At 53.0% G+C, this 21,289-nt stretch carries 18 protein-coding genes; 6 read left to right on the plus strand and 12 right to left on the minus strand.

The features are described from left to right. Positions 1–224: 224 nt before the first annotated feature. Positions 225–1,529, plus strand: a complete 1,305-nt coding sequence (locus tag V3O24_RS02485; protein ID WP_104424054.1) for a DUF3422 domain-containing protein — start codon at positions 225–227, stop codon at positions 1,527–1,529. A gap of 46 nt (positions 1,530–1,575) precedes the next feature. On the opposite strand, the gene V3O24_RS02490 is transcribed toward V3O24_RS02485, so the two are convergent. From V3O24_RS02490 to V3O24_RS02520, 7 genes are all read right to left on the minus strand, one after another. After that, on the minus strand, positions 1,576–2,229 hold the full coding sequence (locus V3O24_RS02490) for a SagB/ThcOx family dehydrogenase (protein WP_331306043.1): 654 nt from the start codon (positions 2,227–2,229) through the stop codon (positions 1,576–1,578). 59 nt (positions 2,230–2,288) lie between these two features. Then, positions 2,289–3,539, minus strand: coding sequence for a glycosyltransferase (locus tag V3O24_RS02495; RefSeq protein ID WP_331306044.1), 1,251 nt, complete (start codon positions 3,537–3,539; stop codon positions 2,289–2,291). Positions 3,540–3,625: 86 nt separating this feature from the next. Next, a complete protein-coding gene (locus V3O24_RS02500; RefSeq protein WP_331306045.1) occupies positions 3,626–4,519 on the minus strand; it encodes a PfkB family carbohydrate kinase in 894 nt (297 codons plus the stop codon). A 432-nt stretch (positions 4,520–4,951) separates the two neighbouring features. Beyond that, positions 4,952–5,674, minus strand: coding sequence for a rubredoxin-like domain-containing protein (locus V3O24_RS02505; RefSeq protein ID WP_331306046.1), 723 nt, complete (start codon positions 5,672–5,674; stop codon positions 4,952–4,954). 50 nt (positions 5,675–5,724) lie between these two features. After that, positions 5,725–6,159, minus strand: a complete 435-nt coding sequence (locus tag V3O24_RS02510; protein WP_331306047.1) for a heme-binding protein — start codon at positions 6,157–6,159, stop codon at positions 5,725–5,727. A 512-nt stretch (positions 6,160–6,671) separates the two neighbouring features. Beyond that, positions 6,672–7,103 (minus strand): thioredoxin TrxC, encoded by a 432-nt coding sequence (gene trxC, locus V3O24_RS02515; RefSeq protein WP_331306048.1) that lies wholly within the window; start codon positions 7,101–7,103, stop codon positions 6,672–6,674. A gap of 65 nt (positions 7,104–7,168) precedes the next feature. Beyond that, a complete protein-coding gene (locus V3O24_RS02520) occupies positions 7,169–7,681 on the minus strand; it encodes a YqiA/YcfP family alpha/beta fold hydrolase (RefSeq protein ID WP_331306050.1) in 513 nt (170 codons plus the stop codon). A 75-nt stretch (positions 7,682–7,756) separates the two neighbouring features. On the opposite strand from V3O24_RS02520, the gene V3O24_RS02525 reads away from it, so the two are divergent. Continuing rightward, positions 7,757–8,752: a hydrolase gene (locus V3O24_RS02525; protein ID WP_331306051.1), complete on the plus strand. Its 996-nt coding sequence runs from the start codon at positions 7,757–7,759 to the stop codon at positions 8,750–8,752. An 8-nt stretch (positions 8,753–8,760) separates the two neighbouring features. On the opposite strand, the gene V3O24_RS02530 is transcribed toward V3O24_RS02525, so the two are convergent. Further along, positions 8,761–9,267: a hypothetical protein gene (locus V3O24_RS02530; protein WP_331306052.1), complete on the minus strand. Its 507-nt coding sequence runs from the start codon at positions 9,265–9,267 to the stop codon at positions 8,761–8,763. Between the two features lie 300 nt (positions 9,268–9,567). On the opposite strand from V3O24_RS02530, the gene V3O24_RS02535 reads away from it, so the two are divergent. Then, positions 9,568–11,412 carry an autotransporter outer membrane beta-barrel domain-containing protein gene (locus V3O24_RS02535; RefSeq protein WP_331306053.1) on the plus strand — a complete coding sequence of 615 codons (1,845 nt, stop codon included), beginning with the start codon at positions 9,568–9,570 and terminating at the stop codon, positions 11,410–11,412. A 72-nt stretch (positions 11,413–11,484) separates the two neighbouring features. Continuing rightward, entirely contained in the window at positions 11,485–12,366 is an 882-nt protein-coding gene (locus V3O24_RS02540) for a methyltransferase domain-containing protein (RefSeq protein ID WP_331306054.1), read from the plus strand. A 222-nt stretch (positions 12,367–12,588) separates the two neighbouring features. On the opposite strand, the gene crtI (V3O24_RS02545) is transcribed toward V3O24_RS02540, so the two are convergent. Genes crtI (V3O24_RS02545) through V3O24_RS02560 form a run of 4 tightly spaced genes read right to left on the minus strand, consistent with a single transcriptional unit; the run spans position 12,589 to position 17,855 of the window. Beyond that, positions 12,589–14,088: a phytoene desaturase family protein gene (gene crtI, locus V3O24_RS02545; RefSeq protein ID WP_331306056.1), complete on the minus strand. Its 1,500-nt coding sequence runs from the start codon at positions 14,086–14,088 to the stop codon at positions 12,589–12,591. A gap of 49 nt (positions 14,089–14,137) precedes the next feature. Further along, a complete protein-coding gene (locus tag V3O24_RS02550; protein ID WP_331306057.1) occupies positions 14,138–15,733 on the minus strand; it encodes an aldehyde dehydrogenase family protein in 1,596 nt (531 codons plus the stop codon). Next, positions 15,730–17,235, minus strand: coding sequence for a phytoene desaturase family protein (gene crtI, locus V3O24_RS02555; RefSeq protein ID WP_331306058.1), 1,506 nt, complete (start codon positions 17,233–17,235; stop codon positions 15,730–15,732). The genes V3O24_RS02550 and crtI (V3O24_RS02555) overlap by 4 nt, the downstream gene beginning before the upstream one ends. Positions 17,236–17,282: 47 nt before the next feature. Continuing rightward, complete coding sequence (locus V3O24_RS02560) at positions 17,283–17,855, minus strand: isoprenylcysteine carboxylmethyltransferase family protein (RefSeq protein ID WP_104424039.1); 573 nt, start codon at positions 17,853–17,855, stop codon at positions 17,283–17,285. A gap of 85 nt (positions 17,856–17,940) precedes the next feature. Between V3O24_RS02560 and V3O24_RS02565 the strand changes: the two genes are divergently transcribed. Together V3O24_RS02565 and V3O24_RS02570 are read left to right on the plus strand one after the other, a co-directional pair. Further along, positions 17,941–18,648 carry an ABC transporter ATP-binding protein gene (locus V3O24_RS02565; RefSeq protein WP_104424038.1) on the plus strand — a complete coding sequence of 236 codons (708 nt, stop codon included), beginning with the start codon at positions 17,941–17,943 and terminating at the stop codon, positions 18,646–18,648. Next, positions 18,645–21,071, plus strand: a complete 2,427-nt coding sequence (locus V3O24_RS02570; protein WP_331306060.1) for an FtsX-like permease family protein — start codon at positions 18,645–18,647, stop codon at positions 21,069–21,071. Before V3O24_RS02565 ends, V3O24_RS02570 begins: the two co-directional genes overlap by 4 nt. The last annotated feature ends 218 nt before the right edge of the window (positions 21,072–21,289 follow it).

A 21,289-nucleotide genomic window follows, 5' to 3' on the forward strand; every position in this document is an offset into this window, starting at 1 on the left:
ATTAATTTAGGCAATTACCATGAAGGACATGAAGACTTAAACCTTTCATGCCGCTTCATGTCCTTCATGGTTAAAAAATGAAAAATAAAACTTGCTCAAGTTATTTCATGCACGTTCCTTAGATATTTAATTTATGCGGAATCGTCAATAATAGCCAAGCCCAACTGCGTTTTTTAGGTAAAATTGACTTAATTCATTCAGCTAAGAAATTATAAAAAACACCTGTGACGACTTTATTCCCGATCCCTGAAAACCATCCCCAACGTTTTGTACTGCATAACGAAGTCCATGCACGAGCGCCGTCTATCGGCCATTTGCCGGTTAGGGCCAGCCATCTTGCGTTATTGCTGTCCAGTGACGAAAAAATGCAGGAACGCAAGCACTTGACGGCGCTTTGCGAAAGATTCGGCGTTGCCCCGCCTGAAAAAGACGTGGATCACTTCAGCGCTACCTTCAATTCCTTTCAGATACGTTGGGAGCAGCACGGCGAGTTCAGCACTTACAGTTTTTATGTGCATGACACCCCTAAGGAGCCTTTTGCGGATTCGGCGCTAAAGAAAGTGCCGGTGGATTGGATGTCGCACTTGTCCGGGCAAGTCATTGTTGCGGCGCATGCGACTATTGTCACCGCTGCCGATATTCATTACCAGGAGAGTACCGATTTGGCGTCTTTGTCGGTTCACTTTGCCAATAATCCGGTCGTCGGTTCCAAAGTAACCGGCGGCGCGGCTTCGGTATTCACGGACTTTCGCATTCACGTTGACGGTTTTAGCCGCTTTTTGATTGTTAACCATGACTTAAGAACGGAACAGGCCGGGCGCTTGCTGCAACGGCTGTTTGAAATTGAGGTGTACCGGGTTATGGCGCTGCTGGCTTTCCCCATCGCGCGCCAGCTGAGGCCTGCATTAAACAAGTCCGACCGGCAGCTGTACAGCATCACCAACGCAATGACGCTGCCCGACAATAATGACGGCGAATTATTGGATGAGCTGACTACATTGGCGGCTGAAGTCGAAAATTACATCTCCAGCAATCATTTCCGTTTTGCGGCCGCCAGCGCTTATTACCAATTGGTGCAACAGCGGGTCAACGATTTACGCGAGGTTCGGATCCAAGGCATTCAGACCTTGGGCGAATTTATCAAGCGGCGGCTGGAGCCGGCGATCAATACCTGCGAATCGATCTCGCAACGCTTCACCCAGCTTTCCGAACGGGTCAGTAACGCGAGCCAGTTGCTGCGCACCCGCGTCGACATCATCATCGAGAAACAAAATCAGGGCTTGCTGACGTCGATGGCTTTACGCGCAAAAATGCAGCTGCGGATGCAACAAATGGTCGAAGGCATTTCGATGGTTGCGATTACCTATTATGCGGCCAGCTTGATCGGCAAAATAGCCGAAGCGCTTCATCTGGTCGGCTGGAAACTCAGTCCTGAGCTTGTTGAAGGCATTTCAATACCTTTCATTTTTATCATTATCGCTATCAGCACCAAGCGGATTCATAAAATCATTGCCAATACCACGGAGTGAAGGGATTCTGCAAAAGTGGCTGGCCCGGTATCAAGGTTTAGCTTTTCTACTTTTTCGGAAAACCCACGCTTTGCGCCGCGACTATCCATTGCGTTGACTTGAGCGACATGGCTTTCGCCAAAGCTTCATCGTCAATCGAACCCCGAACGACGGTTGCAAGCCCCATCGACGCGGAGTACAGGTAGACGTTCTGCGCGATAAAACCGGTGTCGATGGCTGCGGCGATTTTTTTGTCTTCCGCGCCGGTGTCCGAATCCATGCGGGTGAAGTCGGAAACGTAAATCAAGTTAATCGGCGCGCTGCCGACGAAATCCTGCGTGCCGGTCAGCGCCCGGATGTCCTTAGCCTGAATCATGTTCAACGCATGGTTTTTTGCATCGAACAGGTAAAGGCCGTCCGCGCTTGCTATATAGATGTCGATGTCCTGCCAGTTGCTCGTTGAAGGGGCGGTACGGCCTCCTGTTTCCGGCCGGTTTACGCCAAATGCGGCCCAAAGCAGGTCGGAAAGTACTTGCTCAGGCAATTTTTCAGCGCTGAATTCCCGCGTGGATTTGCGGCCCTGCAGGGCTTGCATCAGCGGCATTCCTGTTTCGAGCCGGGGTTGTGGCAGTTTCATAGGCCGGTTTTCCTGGGCGGCGGCGAGCGAGGCGCTAAATATCAGCCCTGTTAGCCATGAGTATTGGATTATGATTGTTTTCATGGGGTGTGCATCTTATTTAATGGGATCTTCTCGAATCTGCAATAGGGGAAAGCAGGTTTTTAAAACTGTGCTTCCAACAGTTGCACCGCCCGAGCCGTTCCGTCGTTGCTTTGCATGGATTGGCTTGCTTGTTTGGCGTTGTCTTGCATTGTTTTTGAGCTTAAGACTGTGCGTATGCCCTCGGCCAAAACGGCGGCGGTCACTTTTTTTGCGGGCAGGGGGTTTCCGGCCAAACCCAGCGCTTGCAGTTGCCTGGCCCAGAACAATTGCTCATCCATAAACGGCGCCACCACGGACGGGCAGCCTGACCGGGTTGCCGCATGGGTAGTGCCTGCGCCGCCGTGGTGTACGACCACCGCGCAATGCTTGAACAGCGGTTGGTGCGGATGCTTGCCGATGAAATAGACCTTGTCGGTCTGGCTGCCCGCAGGATAACGCGCTGAACTGGTCTGGATAATGGCGCGGCAACCGGCCAAGTTCACCGCTTCCAAGAACAGCGCCATGCTCCAGTCGGGCACAGCCTGTTGCAGGCTGCCGAAAGTCATATATACCGGGGCCGGGCCATGATCGAGAAAGCCGGTAAGGTCGGCTGGAATCGCCCAATGCCGGGCATCTTCGGTTAGGTTCAGAAAGCCGCAGGCTTGGTGATGCGGCCGCCAGTGCCCGGACGAGCGGCAAAACAACGGATCGACCGCTACCAAATTGAGTTGTTGCGAGGTTAAAAGTTCGCTCAGTACATTGGCCGGCGGCGTCTGCCCGGCTTCCAGCCACAAACGGCTCAACGGTTTTTTCAGCGCCCAATTGAACGCTAGATCGAGCAGCTTCCAGCTCAATGTATTGAGATGACAGCCCAAATCAGGAAAGCGGAAAGGTGCAACGGCGGGATTGGGGATCGCCGCATGGCAAAGCGTAACGCTGAAAAACGGTTTTTGCCTGAGTAATGCCGCCAGTTTTAAAGGGTAGAGAAAATGATGGCCGATCACATAGTCGTTATCGGCGACTAATTGTTGCGCGGCCTGATACACGGCTTGCTCATGGGGAAAGAAGGCCTCGTCAAGCAACGCCCGAAGCCATTGCAGGGGATTCATCCGAAACGAGCGCTGGGCAAAATCCTGCATAGCGAAATCGATATGCTCCGGCGCTTGCCGGTAGGCGATTCCCAACTGGCTGGAGATTTCTTGATAACTGTGGTTGTCGATGCTGCTGACCACCAGCGTCACAGTGTGACCGGCTTTTTGCAGGCCGGCCGCCAACGCCAGCATCGGGCGGATGTCGCCGTTGGAACCCCAGGTTTGTATACCGATTTTCATCAGTTTCATCCTAAGCAGTTAAAAAATCATTTACCGCATGGTGCGAACATCTTCCGGCCGCACCCTGACAGTAGGGGTAATTGTAGTTAAAACAGGGGACGGTTAAACAATCGGGCATGTTCTTGTCGGCTGGGTAGCCCCAAGCGTGCTCCCATTTTCGTACAGCACAACGAGCCTGCGGCGCTCGCGTATCGAAGCAGCGCTTGCCACTCCAGCCGCGCCGCCAGCGCGGCGGCGAAAGCGCCGTGAAACGCATCGCCGGCGCCGGTGGTATCGATCGCGGTAACAGGATAGGCGGATAGTGCGCCCTGTTCATTGCCGCGTTGCCAAACCAGCCCGCGCTCGCCCAGTGTGATAACCACGGTTGGCGCAAGTGCGGCCAGTCGGCTTAAGGCTTTATGTTCGTCGCCTGCATATTGGACGGCAAATTTTTCCGAACAGACCAGATAATCGACGCGATTCATCAACGCCAACGTGCCGTCATGCACCGAACCTGCATCCAACACCGTTGGGATCTTGCTTTGCCGTGCCTGTTCGGCAAGCGCTAACGAGATAAAAGGCTCGTGCCCGTCGAACAATACAACCTTGGCCGGGATAGGGGCGAGGTTTAGCGCATCGGCCGGTAACGCTTGGGTGTCGCCCTTGTAATTGATCAAGCAGCGCTTGCCGTCGGGCTTGACCAAGATGGTCGATAACGGGGTGGGGGACGCGCCGCGAATGATTAACTGCGTATCGACGCCTTCATCATTCAGTTCCTGAAAATGTTTGTCGCCGTAAAGATCGCGTCCCAGGTAACCGGCAAAGGCGGAAGTGAGGCCCAGCCGGGCAATGCAAACGGCGGCGTTGGCAGCCGGGCCGCCGCCGCAGCTGAGCAGGTTGTCGGCAACCACTTTTTCATCGGCGTCCGGGTGGCGGCTTACCGAAAAAATCAAATCGTAAGAAGCGTGTCCTACGCACAGTACATCAACAGTTTGGGACATGGTTATGGCGCTAAATCAGCGAAAGAAATAATTAATTCAGGATAAAAACGTTGCATTTTACATGGCGGATGAAGTGTTTACCTTGTTTCTATTTTTTGCTGGTTCCCAAGCTGAAGAGACTGTGAAAGTATTCGTTTTAGAACAAAAGCAAAAAACCTTCACCACGAAGGCACGAAGGACACGCAGTTTTCAATGTATTGAGTTTAAACAATTATTTTTCCTTCGTGATCTTCGTGCCTTCGTGGTGAATAGGTTTTTAAATTAATTTTGATAATACTTTCACAGTTTCTCAAGCTTGGGAAGTTGGTTTTGGAAGCTCCAGCTTCCTGTCTCGCGAAGCTGGAGCTTCGCCTTCCGGGTTCCCAATCTGGAGATTGGGAACCAGCGCAACAGGCGCAATAAGCTTAACGTCGAGCTAGCCGGAGGCAGGTCTCAGCGGTTCTGAATAAGACACTCAAACCCGTCCAGCCAATCGGCAAAATCAGCAACATAGTTATAGCCGCAAACCGTTTTGAGCGGTCTGGCCTTGACGACTTCATGTATCCGTTGCGCCCGTTTTATGGTTTCCTGTTCCGGTCCGTAGGGATTAAAGCGCATATCCGCGCCGGTCAGAAATACATAATCGCAGATAAACAATGTGTCCTTGTAGATATAAAAGGTAAATCCGGGCGTATGCCCGCCGGTATGGTATGCCTCTATGCCGTAGGCGACAAAATCATCGGCAAACCGCCGGTCAATATCGAATAATGCGGACAAGCGGTGTTTGGCGTCCAGCTCATGCAGCCGTACTTCCGCAGTCCAGATGCGGCGATATTGGTTGGATGCGCCCATGAAATGATGGTGTGTGAATAAAATGGCGTCAACCGGCGCCAGATCGCGGTTGAATGCCGATGGCGAATCGATCCATACTGCGCCCTGTCCGGTTTCGACGCGATAAGCCGCATGCTCCAGGCCCAGTTTGGGCGCCGAAAGCAGTTGGCTGACCACATTGTTGACGGCGTGGCTTGTGACGCGATAGGTTTTTTCGGCCTGATCCCAAGCCATGAAACGGTCATGACGGGCTCCGCAAAACGGACAAATATCGGGCATTTCGCCGATCATGTTGTAGCCGCATTGCAGGCAAACCCATTGTTCGGCGGTAGGTATATTCATCATCCGATCTCCTCCGGCTGGTTAAAGAAATGCTAGAGCTGAAGCTGTCGAACTCAGGTCCGCCAAGGGTGGGACGGCAAATCGGCCACGCCGATGACCTCAACGCCGGCTTTTGCGACCTGATGATCGTTTTCGACCGAGCTGCCGCTGACGCCGATGGCGCCAATCAGGATGCCGTCGTTATCGACAATGGGGATGCCGCCGGGAAAGGTGATCAAGCCGTCGTTGGAATGTTCGATCCCGTAAAGCGGGCCGCCCGGTTGCGATAGTTGGCCGATTTGTCCGGTGTTCATGCCGAAGAAGCAGGCGGTCTTGGCTTTTTTGATCGCAATATCGACGCTGCCGACCCAAGCCCCGTTCATGCGGACAAACGCCTTTAAATCGGCCCCTGAATCGACAACGGCGATACACATTTGCGTGCCGATTTTTTTGGATTCGGCAATGGCCGCCGCTATCGCTATTTCCGCTTGTTCATAGGTTACGTGCATGGTCTTACTCCTAAATTTCTGTAGTGATAACTGATGTTACGCAGTTAGTCGAATTTCGACCGTTTTAACATTAAGGTGTCGCTAGCGCGACAGTTAATTGAATCGGGTTCTCGCACCCGAAGGCGAGTTACTTTCTTTTGCGTCGCCTCGGCAACTGCTCCTGCGTTGCTCTACCTCCTGCATCCATGCAGTCGAAAAGAAAGTAACCAAAGAAAAGGCGACCCGGTTGCCGCTTACTTCCTGCGCTCCTCGCTTTTATCGAGGGTCAGCAGAAGGGGCTCCTGCCCCTCTGCTGACGTGCGGCATCCCTGCCGCCCCCCTACCGGGCTGTTCTCGATAAAAGCTCCGGTGCTCGGCGCGGCAAACGGGAGAAATACCAGCCGTGCGAAACATCAGGTGATAAAAAACAATGCCTTATTTTGGCAAAAGCATCGGTTCAGGACGTATGGCTAAGCAGGGTTGGGCGATGCAGATAGCCGGGCAATTTCGTCTCCCGCCGGATTGCAGCAGGCTCAAATACTGCTGTTGACCCAGCGGACAATATCCGCAGTGCTCATAGCGCCGGACTTGCGGGTGACTTCGCGGCCGGATTTGAATATGACCAGGGTAGGGATGCTGCGAATGATGAATTGTCCGGCAATACCCTGTTCCCGTTCGGTATTCACCTTGGCTAAACGTACCTGCGGTTCAAGCGTGGCCGCGGCTTGGGCAAAGGATGGCGCCATCGTCTTGCACGGCCCGCACCAGTCGGCCCAAAAATCGACTACAACGGGAATATCGTTGCGTTCAATGTGCCGTTGGAAATTGCGTCCGGTTAATTCCAGCGGATGCCCGGTAAACAAAGCCTCTTTGCATTGGCCGCATCGGGGATGCTGGAACTTGCGTTCGGAGGGTATGCGATTGATCGTATCGCAGTGGGGACAGACGATGTGCAATGTGCTCATAAGACGCCTCTAGCGTTAAGATTTAGTTGTTGAGAATATGAGGCCGCCGGCTCTAAAACACAACTTTAAATTGCCTGTTCTTTGAGTCCCGCCAAAAACCGGCTGAATTCATCGCTTAACTGGGGCATCACGCTGAGCATCCGGTGGTCGGTATCGTACATATTCAATCGGACGCGATAGCTTTGGCAAAACCGCCACGCATTTTCAGGCGGCACAATATCGTCCCGCCAGCCGTGAAATACCCTAATTTCCTCAGCGGTCGGCTTAAATTCCGTTTGCCGGTAGCCGGGCAAGTAAAACGCAGGCGCCAACAGGAAAAGCCCCTTGGGTTTGATCGATGCCGACGCCACGGTTGCAACATAAGCGCCCATGCTGGAGCCGATTAACACGATTTCATCATAGCCGGACAAATCCATCGCCAGCAGTTGCCCGGCGCGCTTATCGGGATCCAACTGTTCCCGGTAATCCGGGCTTTCAAACGCATAGCCGTAATGTTTCGCAACGTCGGCAAATTGAAGAGTCTTTTCGCCCCAAGGTATGCTGTCTTTTCCGTGATTGTAGATGACTAATTTTTTCATAGGGGTAACCGGAGAGATTGATTGTTAGCGAATGGTATTACAATCAGTCATTCTTGTTACGGAAATCTATAAGACATGCGCATCAAAACAACATTCAAGCCCGCCTGGTGGTTAAAGAACAGGCATTTGCAGACTATTTATCCGTCCTTATTCAGGAAAGCGCCTAATCCGCCTGATTATCGCCGCGAACGGTTGGAGACTCCCGACCATGATTTTATCGACATCGATTATTGCGGGACAGGCAAGCAACCGCTGGTTATGCTGGTACACGGTTTAACCGGCAGTTCGCAATCGGGCTATATCAAAGGCTTGCAAAGCGTTTTGCTCAAACACGGATTCCGCAGTGCCGCGCTTAATTTTCGCGGCTGTAGCGGATCGTCCAACAACAGGGCGCGCAGTTATCATTCAGGCGAGACCGAGGATATTCAGTTCCTCTATCAAACCTTGCGCCGGCGCGAACCCGATACGCCTCTAGCCGTCGTCGGTTTTTCATTAGGCGGCAATGTTGTTTTAAAGTGGTTGGGCGAGCAAGGCAGCCGCTTGAACCTGTTCGCCGCCGTCGCGGTTTCCGTGCCTTTAGTGTTGGGAGTTTGCGCAACAAAACTGGATAAGGGCTTTTCAAGGCTTTATCGCGGCGTGTTGCTGGACGAGTTAAAAGCCTACATGCATAACAAGCTGCAACATTTGGACAGTACAGGGCAAACTCAGGAAGCGATGAAGGTCAGGGAATTGGGCGATTTATCGGCAATCGGTTCGTTCTGGCAATATGACGACCGAGTCGTGGCCAAATTGCATGGTTTTGACGATGTGCATGACTATTACCGGCGTTCCAGCTCAAGGCAATATCTCAAATCGATCGCGGTTCCCACGCTGGTGATTCAGGCGGTTGACGATCCGTTTATGACTCGGGAAGTCCTGCCCGGCCCGGATGAAGTCTCGCCGCGGGTGCAATTGGAATTCACTGAACACGGCGGCCATGTGGGCTTCATCTCGGGATTGATCCCGTTTAGGCCGGAATATTGGTTGGAACGGCGGATACCTGAGTTTTTGCTCAGACACCGCGTTGCATGACGGACCGGTCAGCTGTCGATAATTTCAAGACAGACAACCATTGTGTGGCGGAGTATAAAAAAAGTCATCGCTATCGGGTAAAGCGTGTAATGGCGCGTGATCAGCAGGCTAATCAGCACAAGCGCGACAATCGCAGCGGAGTTGACGCGGGTGTTTTTTTCCAGGTAACGCAGGTTCGCCACAGACTCCTGATCGAAATACTGGCTTTTGTTGATTAGGGCCGCCGTCACGATCGAGGTTAACAGCGCATAATACAGCGGGAAGAAAAAGAACATCGGCGCATCGTTGTTAAACTGAGGCTCCCAGTAGGCGTACCAGACCAACAGACAGCTGGCCGAAAAGCCGTCGTGCCAGACCGTGGTGGGGACCTTTTTCAAATAGCCGAGCAGCAGGCTGACAGCCGTCAGCGCCAGGCCGATACCTAAAGCCGTAGGCGTGGCAAGCAGTTGCAAAAAAGAGTTTGGGTTCTGAACCAGAACCGCCAGCGACAAGCTGCAAAGAATAAATCCGATCATGGGCGAATATCGTGTGAGTTTTTTTTGACTATAACATTGCAGGCGGGGGAACAGAAGCCAAAAGAACGAGCCGGCAAATTTATCACGGCTTGCATTGCGGCATTGACGCAGGGCATGGAATCAAGTCTTGATCCGGGTATTGATGCCCTATATGATCGTGAAGCATCGAAGCAATTGATCTGCTTGGGTTCGCTGTGTGAACCCTGCCGGATTTGACACATGATTGTGCGGCGTAACCGTGGGGCTTTCATCAGCCTCTAAAACGAACAAACCCAAGATCGGAAACATGGGAATTACATCATGAAACAAAAAAACAATATCAAGTCTGTGCCTCAAGCAAAAAGTTCCTCTTTCGCGCCACGCAAACCGGGCATCGGCATTCACGCGGCGGTTCTGTTGCTATGCAGCGCCGTCACAGCCAATGCCTACGCCACCGGCACGGCGACGCCGATCGACATCCCCGGGCTGATCATCCTGGATTCCAATGTTTCAGCCGATCACGTGAACACAGTAACAGTCGGCGCTACCGGCAACCCCCCCTTCGAGCCGGGCACCAGCGTTTATAAAGTCCAGACGACGCAACCCTTCATCGGCATCCGTTCCTACTATGTCCCCACGGATTCCAGCAAGGCGGGACAGGCGGGGGGCTGGATATCGCCGATTGCCGAGACACGGGGCCTCAGCCGTGCGCTGCTGCTGGATCGGCTGGCCTTGCCGATCTATCCCGACGGCACCCGGAACAACACTTTCGCGCTGGCCCTGGTTCCGTCCGGGGTCACGTTCTGGAGCGGACCCGCCGGTCCAATCACAAGCTCTATCGTGGCGCCTGTCGGAAGTTACTGGGGTGCGGGCGGCGGCATCCAATATTATATCGGCCGAAACGCCGGAGACGTCTCCGGCTTTCAGGTTCCGATCGGGAATTACGTCCTCGCTTCTCCGATGCCGGAGAACAACCTGCTTGCTTACAGCCCCCGGCTTACCGGCAATGCGCTGAAGGTGGGTGGTTATATGGACGGCCTGACTGTCCAAGCCTACAGCGATCTGGACAAGGTGATGACCTCGCTGGACCTGATCAATCTTTCCGCACCGGCAGGCGATCAAAAACTGCAACAAGCGATCAACCAAATGGGCGCCGAACGCCTTGGGGCGCTCGGGCGAGCCGGTCTGCATCAATCGAGACTGTTCATGAACCAGTTGACTGCGGCTTCCGGCAGTTTTTCCCCTGGCGGCAGGGCTGTTTCGGCAACCGATGACAAGGGACGCCGGACCTGGATGCATGCCCAAGGAACCTGGGCCAGGCAGTCATCCGACTCGGACCGCACCGGCTTTACCCAAAATACCGCGATGGTGGTTGCAGGCATTGAAACGGTTCGCCGGGAGAATTGGAATTTCGGGGCGGCGGCAGGCTACGTGACTTCCGATCTTGATTGGGCGGCGAGCGCGCCCGGTCAGGGAAAACTACAGTCCGGCTATCTCGGCGGTTACGGCGCCTATCGGGCGGATGCGTTGATGGCGACCGGGCAGGTGTTTTTGGGATACAGCAGTATCGACACTCAGCGAAACATCACCATTCCCGACGCAGGTTTGTGGCGCGGATACTCGTTCGAGGTGAACCGAACCGCCGACGGATCAAGCGACGCATTGGCCAGCGGCGCGCGTTTTGATGTTGCGCGGGCTTTTTCTATAGATAATATTGCGCGGGCGATTTCCTTGCAGAAGGTTAAGCTGACGCCTTTCGTGGGCATTGAGTACCAGCGTTTCGACCGGGATAAATTTACAGAACAAGGAGCCGGCAGCATCAATTTGGCGGTGCAATCAAAAACCCTGGACGACCTGCGCGCCCGTGTCGGTGTTTCTCTGGAGGTGGCGCTGGGCAAGGCCGCCAGTCTGGACTGGTCGGTGGATAGCAGCGTGTTGACATCGCCCCGGCTCTGGAGCAATAACGGAACCCTCACCGCCGGTTTCGAGGGACAGACGGCAACCTTTCAGTCCGCCAGCTGGCGATCCCCAGCCGACCTTACGCAGTTGGGTTTCGGTTTTTCAGGGCGCAGAAACAACGCGGAAGTCGCGTTGACGTACAACTACGAACGGGGTTCCGGGCTTGAGGCGAGTGCGGTGATGGCGAATGGCGCTTGGCATTTTTGACGCTAACCGTTATTGATCGCGGGTATAATATTTCGAGTTCCACTTACACAGCAACAATGAGAAAATTGATAAATGACAGCACAAGAAGATGATGATAATTACTTAGGACAGTTTATCCCTCTTCAATACCATTTGGCGATGCTCAAGGATAAAAACCGAATGCAAAGCTTTAAAGCCGCTATCGATTATGCAGTTGCTCCCGGAAGTAAAGTATTGGAGCTTGGCGGAGGAACGGGCGTATTGTCATGGTTTGCTGCGGCAAAGGCTGACAAGGTATGGTGCGTCGAATTCAATCCCGACCTGGTTAATGTATCGCGCCGGATATTGGAAAAAAATCACAACGGCCATAAAGTCGAAGTTGTGCAGGCCAATGCGTTTGATTACCTCCCCCCTGAGCCGGTCGATGTCATGATTTGCGAAATGATTCACGTTGCAATGCTTCGGGAAAAGCAAGTTGAAGTGGTGGAGTCTTTTAAGCATCGCTATCAGCAGCGCTTTGGCGCAACTCTGCCGCTCTTGATGCCGACAGCCGCCATATTAGCCGTGCAGCCATTGCAACAAGAATTTATTTTTGAGGGCTACTACGCCCCCATCTCCATGGTTCAGGATTTCGGCGATCAGGAGGGGTGTATAGAACTGGCGGAACCTTTAGTTTACAGCGTTCTTGACTTCACTCAGCATACTGAACGCGACATTTCATGGGAAGGTTTTTTCATAATTACGGAAAACGGCACTGTTAGCGCGTTACGTTTTATTACAAAAAATGTTCTCGCTATTTTAGAAGAAGAAAAATCGACTATCGATTGGTTAAATCGTTACATGGCTCTTCCTTTGGCTAGCCCGGTCACAGTGCAGTCTGGTGATACTCTTCGTGTGGCCTTTAGTTATCGCACCGGGGGCTCAATTTTGTCTTTGCAAAACGCGCTTCAAGCCGAGGTTGTAACAAACGGATAAAAAATCTGAATGTCTGGGGAAGCGCTGATTTAGTCCTTCGACAAGCTCAGGATGAACGGTAAGTTTTTGATTTCGTTCGTGGTGAGCTTGTCGAACCATGAGCGAAATCAATTTATTCAGCGCTTCCCTAGGCCGCAACCCAACTTACGCTGAATAACTGTTTTGGGCTAAGGATATGGTCAGATTCAGCCGGGACTCAATTTTTGAAGCGTCGGCAATTATTTAACCGCTGCCCAGATCGGCCAGGATTTTATCCCGCACCAACTGCCCGGACAAAGTCACCATCGGCATGCCGCCGCCCGGATTGACGCTGCCGCCGACAAAGTACAGGTTTTTTAACACCTTGCTGCGCTGGGCGTTCTTAAAGCCCAGGTTTTTAAAGCGGTCTGCAACAACGCCGTAAATGGAGCCTTGGTTTGAATAATATTTCTCCTGTATATCAACCGGCGTCCAACTTTCTTCGCAGACGATATGTTTTCTTAAGTCGGTCAAGCCCATTCTTTCCAGTTTAAGCAATACACGCTCGCGCATCGCGGCGTAATCTTTCGGTTGTAGCGGGCGCTCGGGGTCAAGATGCGGGATATGAGGCAGGATTTTAATGATTTCACAGCCCGCCGGCGCTTGATTCGGATCGGACTTGCACGGCGCGACCAGATAAATCGTCGGGTCTTCAGATAAGCGGTGCTCGTGAAATATCGCGTTGAAATGCTCGCGCGGATGATCGGAATAAAAGAAATTATGATGCGCCAGTTGTTCGTAAATGCGGTCTACGCCCAGATGTAAAACCAACCCTGAACAACTCGGGGCGAACTTTTCTATCCGCCGGATTTCTTTGTCATGACCTTTCAACAGGGTTTGGTAAGCCGGTATCAATTCCATATTGGAAACGACAATATCGGCCGGAATAACCCTGCCGTCGGTCAGCCGCACCGCGGATGCGCGTCCGGCATTATGCTGGATTTCCGCAGCTTCGGCGTTAACCTGGATATTCACGCCCAACTCAACAGCCAGCTTTTGCAAGCCTTGCGCCATGCCGTACATCCCGCCTTTGATGTACCACAGTCCGTAGCCGAACTGGATATACGGCAGCAGGTTCATCAACGCGGGCGCATCGTAAGGCGAGGAACCGACGTATTTAATAAAATAATTCAGCACGTCGACCAGTTTCGGGTCTTTGATAAAACGCCTGACGCCTTGATCCATCGAACGGAAGACATCAAACTCCTGCAAGCTTTTAACCGGGCCATAGTGCTTGACCAAGTCCCAGAATGAATCCAGGCCTTGCGCGAAATAGCCTTCCTCGGTCACTTCGCAAAGCCTTTTCGAATACGCCAAAAACCGGTCGAACTCCCCGGCGGTATCCGGGCCGAGCTTGTCCAGCTCCTGCTTCATGCGCACCGGATCCGAGCTTAAATCCAGTGTGTCGCCGTCTTCAAAGAAATTGCGCCAATGCGGTTCGACGGATTGTATCGCGACGTAATCGTCCATGTTTTTACCGGCGCGCTCAAACAGCTTGCGGAAAATATGCGGCATGGTCAGGATAGACGGGCCTAAATCAAAGGTGAATCCGTCTTTTTCCAGCACATTCAACTTGCCGCCGACCTTGTCGTTCTTTTCCAGTAAATCGACGCTGAAGCCTTCCGTTGCCAAGGAAATAGCGGCGGACAGGCCGCCCAGACCGGCGCCGATCACTACGATATGCGGTTTATTGTTGTCGTTCATTCAATTATCTCTGTTCATTGTAGAAAGCGTAAACCTGAGTTTACGCAGCTCAGCCGATAGATCTTTTAAATATTAAAATCGACAAATTATGCCAATGCTGGCGCAAATTCAACGACGCATAGCCACGGAATGCCTGCAATTGCCGCCAATTTCCGGCAATCCTTTGATATAAACCGCCGCTGCCGAACACAAAATCAATAAAGCCGCGCATTTGCAGGTAGCGGATGTCCGAATACGGAAACCAGTTGGGCTCATCATTTAGCGGGCTGCGGCTGGTTAATCCGGCAACGGTATAAGTGAAATGGCGCAAGCCTTCGGCGCCGTGATAGCGGCCAAAGCCGCTGTTTTTAACGCCGCCGAACGGCAAACCCGGGTGACCGATATTTTTGATCACATCATTGGCCGCCCAGTTGCCGACCTGTAATTGTCCGGCGACACGCTCGGCTTTGCTGATGTCCTTGCTCCAAACGCTGGCGTTCAGGCCGTAATCGCTGTCGTTAGCCAAGTCTACGGCCTGTTGTTCGGAGCCGAACGCCATCACCGGCAACAGCGGTCCGAACGTTTCTTCGCGCATGATGCGCATGTCGTGGGTGACGTCCCATAACACCACCGGATGCAGGTAGCGGCCTTCCAGACGCAACGGCGACGAGGCTTTTGCGCCTTTGGCAAGCGCATCATTGTAGTGGGCTTCGATGACGGCGAATTGCTTTAAGGTGGTCAGCCCGCCCAGGTCGCCGACCGCGCCGTGACCGACGGCGACATTCGCCGCCGCATCTTTCAGCATATCGACAAATTCCGCATAACAACCGGCTTCGACATAGCAGCGCTCGATGGCGACGCAGACTTGCCCGCTATTGCTGAACGCGCCGTACATGGCCGCTTTTGCCGCGCGTTCCAGGTTGGCGTCGGCAAATACAATCATCGCGTCTTTGCCGCCGAGCTCCAGGATAACCGGTACCGGATGTTGCGCGGCTCTTGCCATGACCGCCCGGCCAGCGGTTACGCCGCCGGTAAAAAACACCAGATCGGGCCTGGCGTCGATTAATTGTTCGCCTGTTTCGGCGAAACCTGTGACCTGTTGCACCAAGCCTTGCGGTAAATCCAGTTTGGACAGCAATTGCATAAGCAACTCGCCGACCGGCAGGCTCAATTCGGACATTTTAAAAATGCAGGCATTGCCGCTAATCAACGCCGTCAATAATGGGCTTAAGGTCAGTTGAAAAGGAAAATTCCACGGCGAAACGACCGCAACCACGCCGTAAGGCCGGCGTTCATAGCCGGCTTCGGCTTGCGGGAAGGCCAGCGGGGCGGTGAAGACGGGGCAGGGCGCGAGTATCTTTGCGGCGTTGTTTTTGTAATAGCGCAACAAGGACAGCACCGGATAGATTTCGCCGAGTATCACTTCGGTTTTTACCTTGCCGGTCGCTACGATGATGACCTCGGTGACCGCATCCAGTTCGGCCAGGATGACGCTTTCCAATTGCGCCAGTTGTTTAACGCGTTGCTTGACATCGATTTTAGCCCAGACAGCCGCTGCGCGCCTGGCCGCTGCCATTGCCTCGCCGATTTCGACGCTGCTGCTGACCGGGTAGGTTTTTAATGCCTGGTCATTGAGCGCCGAGATAGCGGTTATTTCTCCACTCATGACTCCAATCCGAAGCTGACCCCATGTTTTTGGCAAATCAATTTCGAGGAAATATGCGCCGATTCATAAATCGTCGGCAAGCCGCTGCCGGGATGAGTGCCTCCGCCGACCAGATAACAGTGGTCAAGTTCCTGAAACCGATTGTGCGGCCGCCAGTACAAAAGCTGGCTGAATTTATGCGATAAGCTGAAAGTCGCGCCCCTGAAAACATGTTCGTCAGTTTCCCAATCCTGCGGCGTGATGATTTTTTCGCATTCGATATGGTCGCGAATGCCGGTTAAATTCAGGCGCGCTTCCAAGGTATCCAGCACTTGCTCGCGCATGTCGGCGCAGACGGTTTCCCAGTCGACATTGCTGTCGTTGTTGGGCATAGGCACCAGCACATACAGGGCCGATTTCCCGGCAGGCGCCAGGGTGTCATCGTTGACGCAGGCGTTTTGCACATAAAACGAGAAATCTTTGCTTAAGATTTTATTGCCGAAAATATTTTTGATGTTGGTGGTGTAGTCTTCGGCAAAAGCGATCGAGTGATGCGGCAAGTCGTAACGGGTGTCCAAACCCAGATACAGCATAAAAGTCGAGCAGGAATATTCGAGTTTTTTCACTTTCTCGGGACTGTACTGTTTTAATTCGGTAGGCTTGACCAGCTGGGTCATTGCGTAGGCAAAGTCGGCATTGACAATGACTTCATCGGCGGCAATCTCGCCGCCGTCCTGCAAGCGCACGCCTTTTACCGTTTTGTCTTCGATAATCAGCGATTCGACCGCCGTGCCGGTATGAATAACGCCGCCTTGTTCGGCGATGACTTCCGCCATTGCTGCGGCAATTTTATTCAAGCCGCCTTTGACATGGTAAATGCCGTATTCATGCTCCAGATAAGACAGCATCGTAAATAGCGCCGGGCAATCCCACGGCGACATGCCCAAGTATTTGGATTGAAAAGAAAACACCAAGCGCATTTTCTCTTCTTTAAAGTATTTGCCCAGATTGGAAAAGACGCTGTGATTGAGCGCAAGACCAGGCAAAGCGCGCAGCAAGTCCAGCGAAAAAAAGGATTTCAGGCTGCTGTAATCGCGTTTAATGCAAGGGTAAAGTTTTTTAAAGCGTTCGCCTTCCTGCTTCAGATAAAGATCGTAGCCTGCGCTGCCTTCGGAGAAAGCTTGGGTTAATTCCGCGCGCATTTTGTCGCGGTCGGAGTAGACGTTGACGGCCCGGTCGGAAAACAGCAAGCGGTACATCGGGTCGAGTTTGACGAAGTCCAGATAATCGGCGCTGTTTTTGCCGCATAATTCGAACATTTCATCGAGCACATGTTTCATCAGCAAAAAGGTGGGGCCGGTATCGAAGACGAACTCGCCCAGGCGAATCGGCCGGTTACGCCCGCCGGCTTCGCTGTGTTTATCCAAAATAGTGACGTTAAAGCCGCGCCGGCTTAACAGCATTCCCGCACAGAGGCCGCCGGGGCCTGCACCGATGATGACGATATGTTTTTTTTCAGACATGGATAGGATTTCTTAAAGTTGGATAGGTGGAAGTTTGTAAGCGGGTATTAGTAAAGCCAGGGAATAAGTTTCTTGGTGCGAAAACGGTAATCATCATAAACCGGCCCAAAATGTTCTATAAGCACTTGTTCTTCAACCCGAATTCGCTGATTTAACACATAAGCGACTGGGCACAGCAGGGACAGTATCGCAATGAGATCGCCCATCGCCAGTCCCGCCGAAAAAAAACCGATTAACAGCCCCGTATAAGCCGGATGACGGATCAAATGGTAAGGGCCGCGGTCTATCAAGACATGCTCGGACTGGGTTGTTGCGGTGGTGCTGAAAAAGCGACCGAGGCTCAGCACCGCATAAAATCGTACTGTCAGTCCGATAGTTAACAAAATCAGCGCGACGGCCTGCCGCTGGAAATAATCGATCGGCAACACGGCCAGATGCAGTTGTTTAAACGCCAATGCCGCGATCAGCGAGGCGATAACAACAACCCAGATCAGCTTTTCCGAACGGTATTTTTGCCGGTCTGAGCGGCGACAAGGCAAACGGGTTTTATAAACGATAGCCATTTCCAGCATCGCCCAACTGCCGCCCAGCAGCAGCCAAAGTTGTTGTATAGAAGTCATCCCGTGTTGCCAGTCTTTAAAAGTCGGTACATGGTAGAATCTACCATCTTTTCAGAATAACACCATTATTAATACGCCTTTTGCCGTGCAAAATATCATCCAGCTCACCCACATTCATAAATCCTATACGCTGGGACAGTTAAAGCAGCCTGTTTTACATGACATTTCCTTGACCATTACCGCCGGGGAATTTGTTGCGATCGTCGGACCTTCCGGGAACGGCAAATCGACTTTATTGAATCTGCTGACCGGCATCGATCGTCCTTGCCGGGGCGAAGTCGTGGTCAACGGCAGCGCCTTGCACCGCTTGCGGGAAGAGCAATTGTCGATTTGGCGCGGGACGAATGTCGGCATTGTGTTCCAGTTTTTTCAATTATTGCCCTCGCTTAATCTATTGCAAAACATCCTGCTGCCTATGGATTTTGTCGGCAAACTGCCGAAGCGGGAACGCCTGGAACGAGCGCGATATTTGCTTAACTTGGTGGGATTGGACGAACAAGCCAAACAATTGCCGGGGCAAGTGTCGGGCGGACAGCAACAACGCGCAGCCATTGCCCGCGCCTTGGCTAATGATCCGGCTTTGATTGTCGCCGACGAACCGACCGGCAATCTCGATTCCGCGACCGCCGACAGCGTGTTTGAACTGTTTTCAGCGTTGCAGCGCCAAGGGAAAACGCTGGTGATGGTGACGCACAACGAAGACCTGGCGCAATCCGCCTCGCGCCGCATCGCTATCCATGACGGACGTATTCACGACGATCAGTACCTGTCCAAACAACAGTCAACCGCATGATTTTCAACGCCAATCTCCGGCAAAAAGTCAGCGCCGATTTACTCGCTCATAAATCCCGGACTTTGCTGGCAATCTCCAGCATTGCGACAGGCTTGTTTGTGATCGGCACGCTGCTGGGCATGATGGACCTGCAACTGGGCGGCATGGACAACGCGCATCGGCAGTCGCAACCGTCGCACATCAGCCTGATGCTCAAGCAGGACGCCGATATCGCCGTCGCCGAAACCGTTAGAAACATCGACGGCGTTGCCAATATCGATACCTTGACCCAGATTACCGCGCAATTTAAAACGCCTGGGGCGACGCAATCGCAAACCGGGACAGTATTGTTCCGAACCGATTATCAAGATCAAAAATACGACCGCATGACGTTATTGTCGGGCAGTTTTCCACGCGGCAAAAGCATTGCCGTCGAACGCTTGTCTGCGCGATTTGCCGGGCTTAACAGCGGCGACAACATCGAATTTATCACCGCGAACGGCGCGGAAAAACTGGCTATCAACGGCATTATCCGGCATCCGTTTGTTAAGCCGCCTGCGTTTGGCGGGCCGTTGCATTTCTTTATCGCGCCGGAACTGGCTCCGGTTTTCGGCATACCCGCGCATACCTTCAGGCAGTTGCTGGTGCAGATAAAGCCGCCGTACAGCGAGGAAAAAACCCGTCATATCGCCGGTGAAATCCGCGCAAAACTGGCGGCATCGGGCATAGCCGTCAACGCCACGTTATTGCAAAATCCCGACCGGCATTGGGGCCGGGCGATTTTTTCCGGCATTCACCTGGTGTTGACCGTCATGGCATGGGCATCGCTGGCATTGAGTTCGGTATTGATCCTAAACACTGTTGCCGCGTTGATTACCCAGCAAACCGACCAGATCGGTATTATGAAATCGTTGGGCGCGCGCCGCCGGACAATCGCCAACCTCTATTTGTCCGAAGTGTTTATTCTGTCGTTGATCGCGTTGCTGATCGCCGTACCGTTGAGTTGGGCAGGCGCTTTTTACAGCAGCCGCTGGATTTTGGATGTGTTCAATATCGGGTTGAACGGCTTTGTCTATTCATCGCAAGCTTTGTATCTGATGATTGCAGGCGGTTTACTCGCACCGTTGCTGGCGGCGTTGTGGCCGGTCTGGAAAGGCGCCTCGATGTCGGTCAGGCAGGCCATTGCCAGTTACGGATTAGGCGCGGATTTTGTCAGTCGCGGCTTTGACCGCTGGCTTGAGCGCGCCGCCGCGGCTTTGTTGCCGACGCTTTACGCCGTCGCGCTGGGTAATTTGCTGCGCCGCAAAGCGCGATTGCTGTGGACGCAAAGCGTGCTGATTATTGCCGGCGTGCTGTTCATCGTCATCATGAGCCTGATTGCGTCGATTAACCTGACCTTGGACAACGAATTGGCGCGTAGCCGCTATGCCGTCCGCGTCGGATTTACGCAAGACCAGCCCGCCGAAATCGTCAAAGACATCGTGCGCAACATCCCGCCAACCGCCGCCGTGGAATTCTGGAACCGCCTGCCTGCCGAGCTGTTCCTGCGCGACAAGGTGATACGGCAATCCGGCAGCTTGGGCGTGCAAATGATCGCGTTACCCACCGATACCTCGATGTATCGCCCGCTAATCGTCGCCGGACGCTGGCTCGACCGAGCCGATGACCGTCAGAACCGGCTGGTTATCAACGCCGAGACCGCCGAACTAAACGGCATTCACGTCGGCGATACGCTCAGCGCCAAGCTGATGCAACAACCGGCTCACGAATGGCAGGTCATCGGCCTATATCGCTGGTTTGCCGGTTCCGGCTATGCCGTGGAACCGGTTTATGCGCCGTTAAGCACCATTCAGCCGGGTAACTTGAACGAACGCAGGCATTCGTTTGCGCTGCTGTCAGCGGATATTCATTCCCTGGCGGAAGAAAAAATCTATGTTGATGCATTAAAAACCGCATTCCAACAGCAACATATCAAACTGGATTTTTACACTACGCTGGCCAAACTGGAACAACGCCAGTTTGCCGAAAACCAGTTCCGACCGATTACCGGCATGCTGTTGGGGCTGGCGGTAATGATTGCCGTTGTCGGCGCGATCGGTCTGTCAGGAACCCTGGCTATCGGCGTATTGCAACGCACCCGTGAGATAGGCGTACTGCGCGCCATCGGCGCAAGTTCGTCGGCCATTTTCAAACTGTTCATACTCGAGGGTTTGTTTCATGGTTTATTGGCCTGGCTAATCAGCATTCCGGCCGCCTTTCTGGTCGCCGAACCGTTAGCCAAAAAACTGGGAACAACCATGCTGGGCATACATCTGGATTTTGTTTTTTCGCTGTTGTCGGCCGGGTCCTGGTTAGGCTTTGTGCTGATGCTGGCTGTGCTGGCGGCTTATTTGCCTGCCCGAAATGCGTCCAGAATAGCGGTCAGGGCCGGGTTGAGCTATTGATGGCGTTGAGAGAGGCTTGATTGGGGGATTTCAGTCAACAGGGAACATGAATATGCCGATATTGTTGGGCGGGTTAGCGTCTATCACCGGCGACAGCGCAGTCTGGGAATGGTTGCGGAATTTGGCGGAACTATCGAGGTCGCGATTTAAGCTGTAAGCAGGGTATTGGTGTCGTATTTGTTTTGCAGGGTTTATCAGCGATTTTTTAGGCTAAGTTT

Source organism: Methylobacter sp. Wu8 (assembly GCF_036440755.1).
GTDB lineage: Bacteria > Pseudomonadota > Gammaproteobacteria > Methylococcales > Methylomonadaceae > Methylobacter_A > Methylobacter_A tundripaludum_A.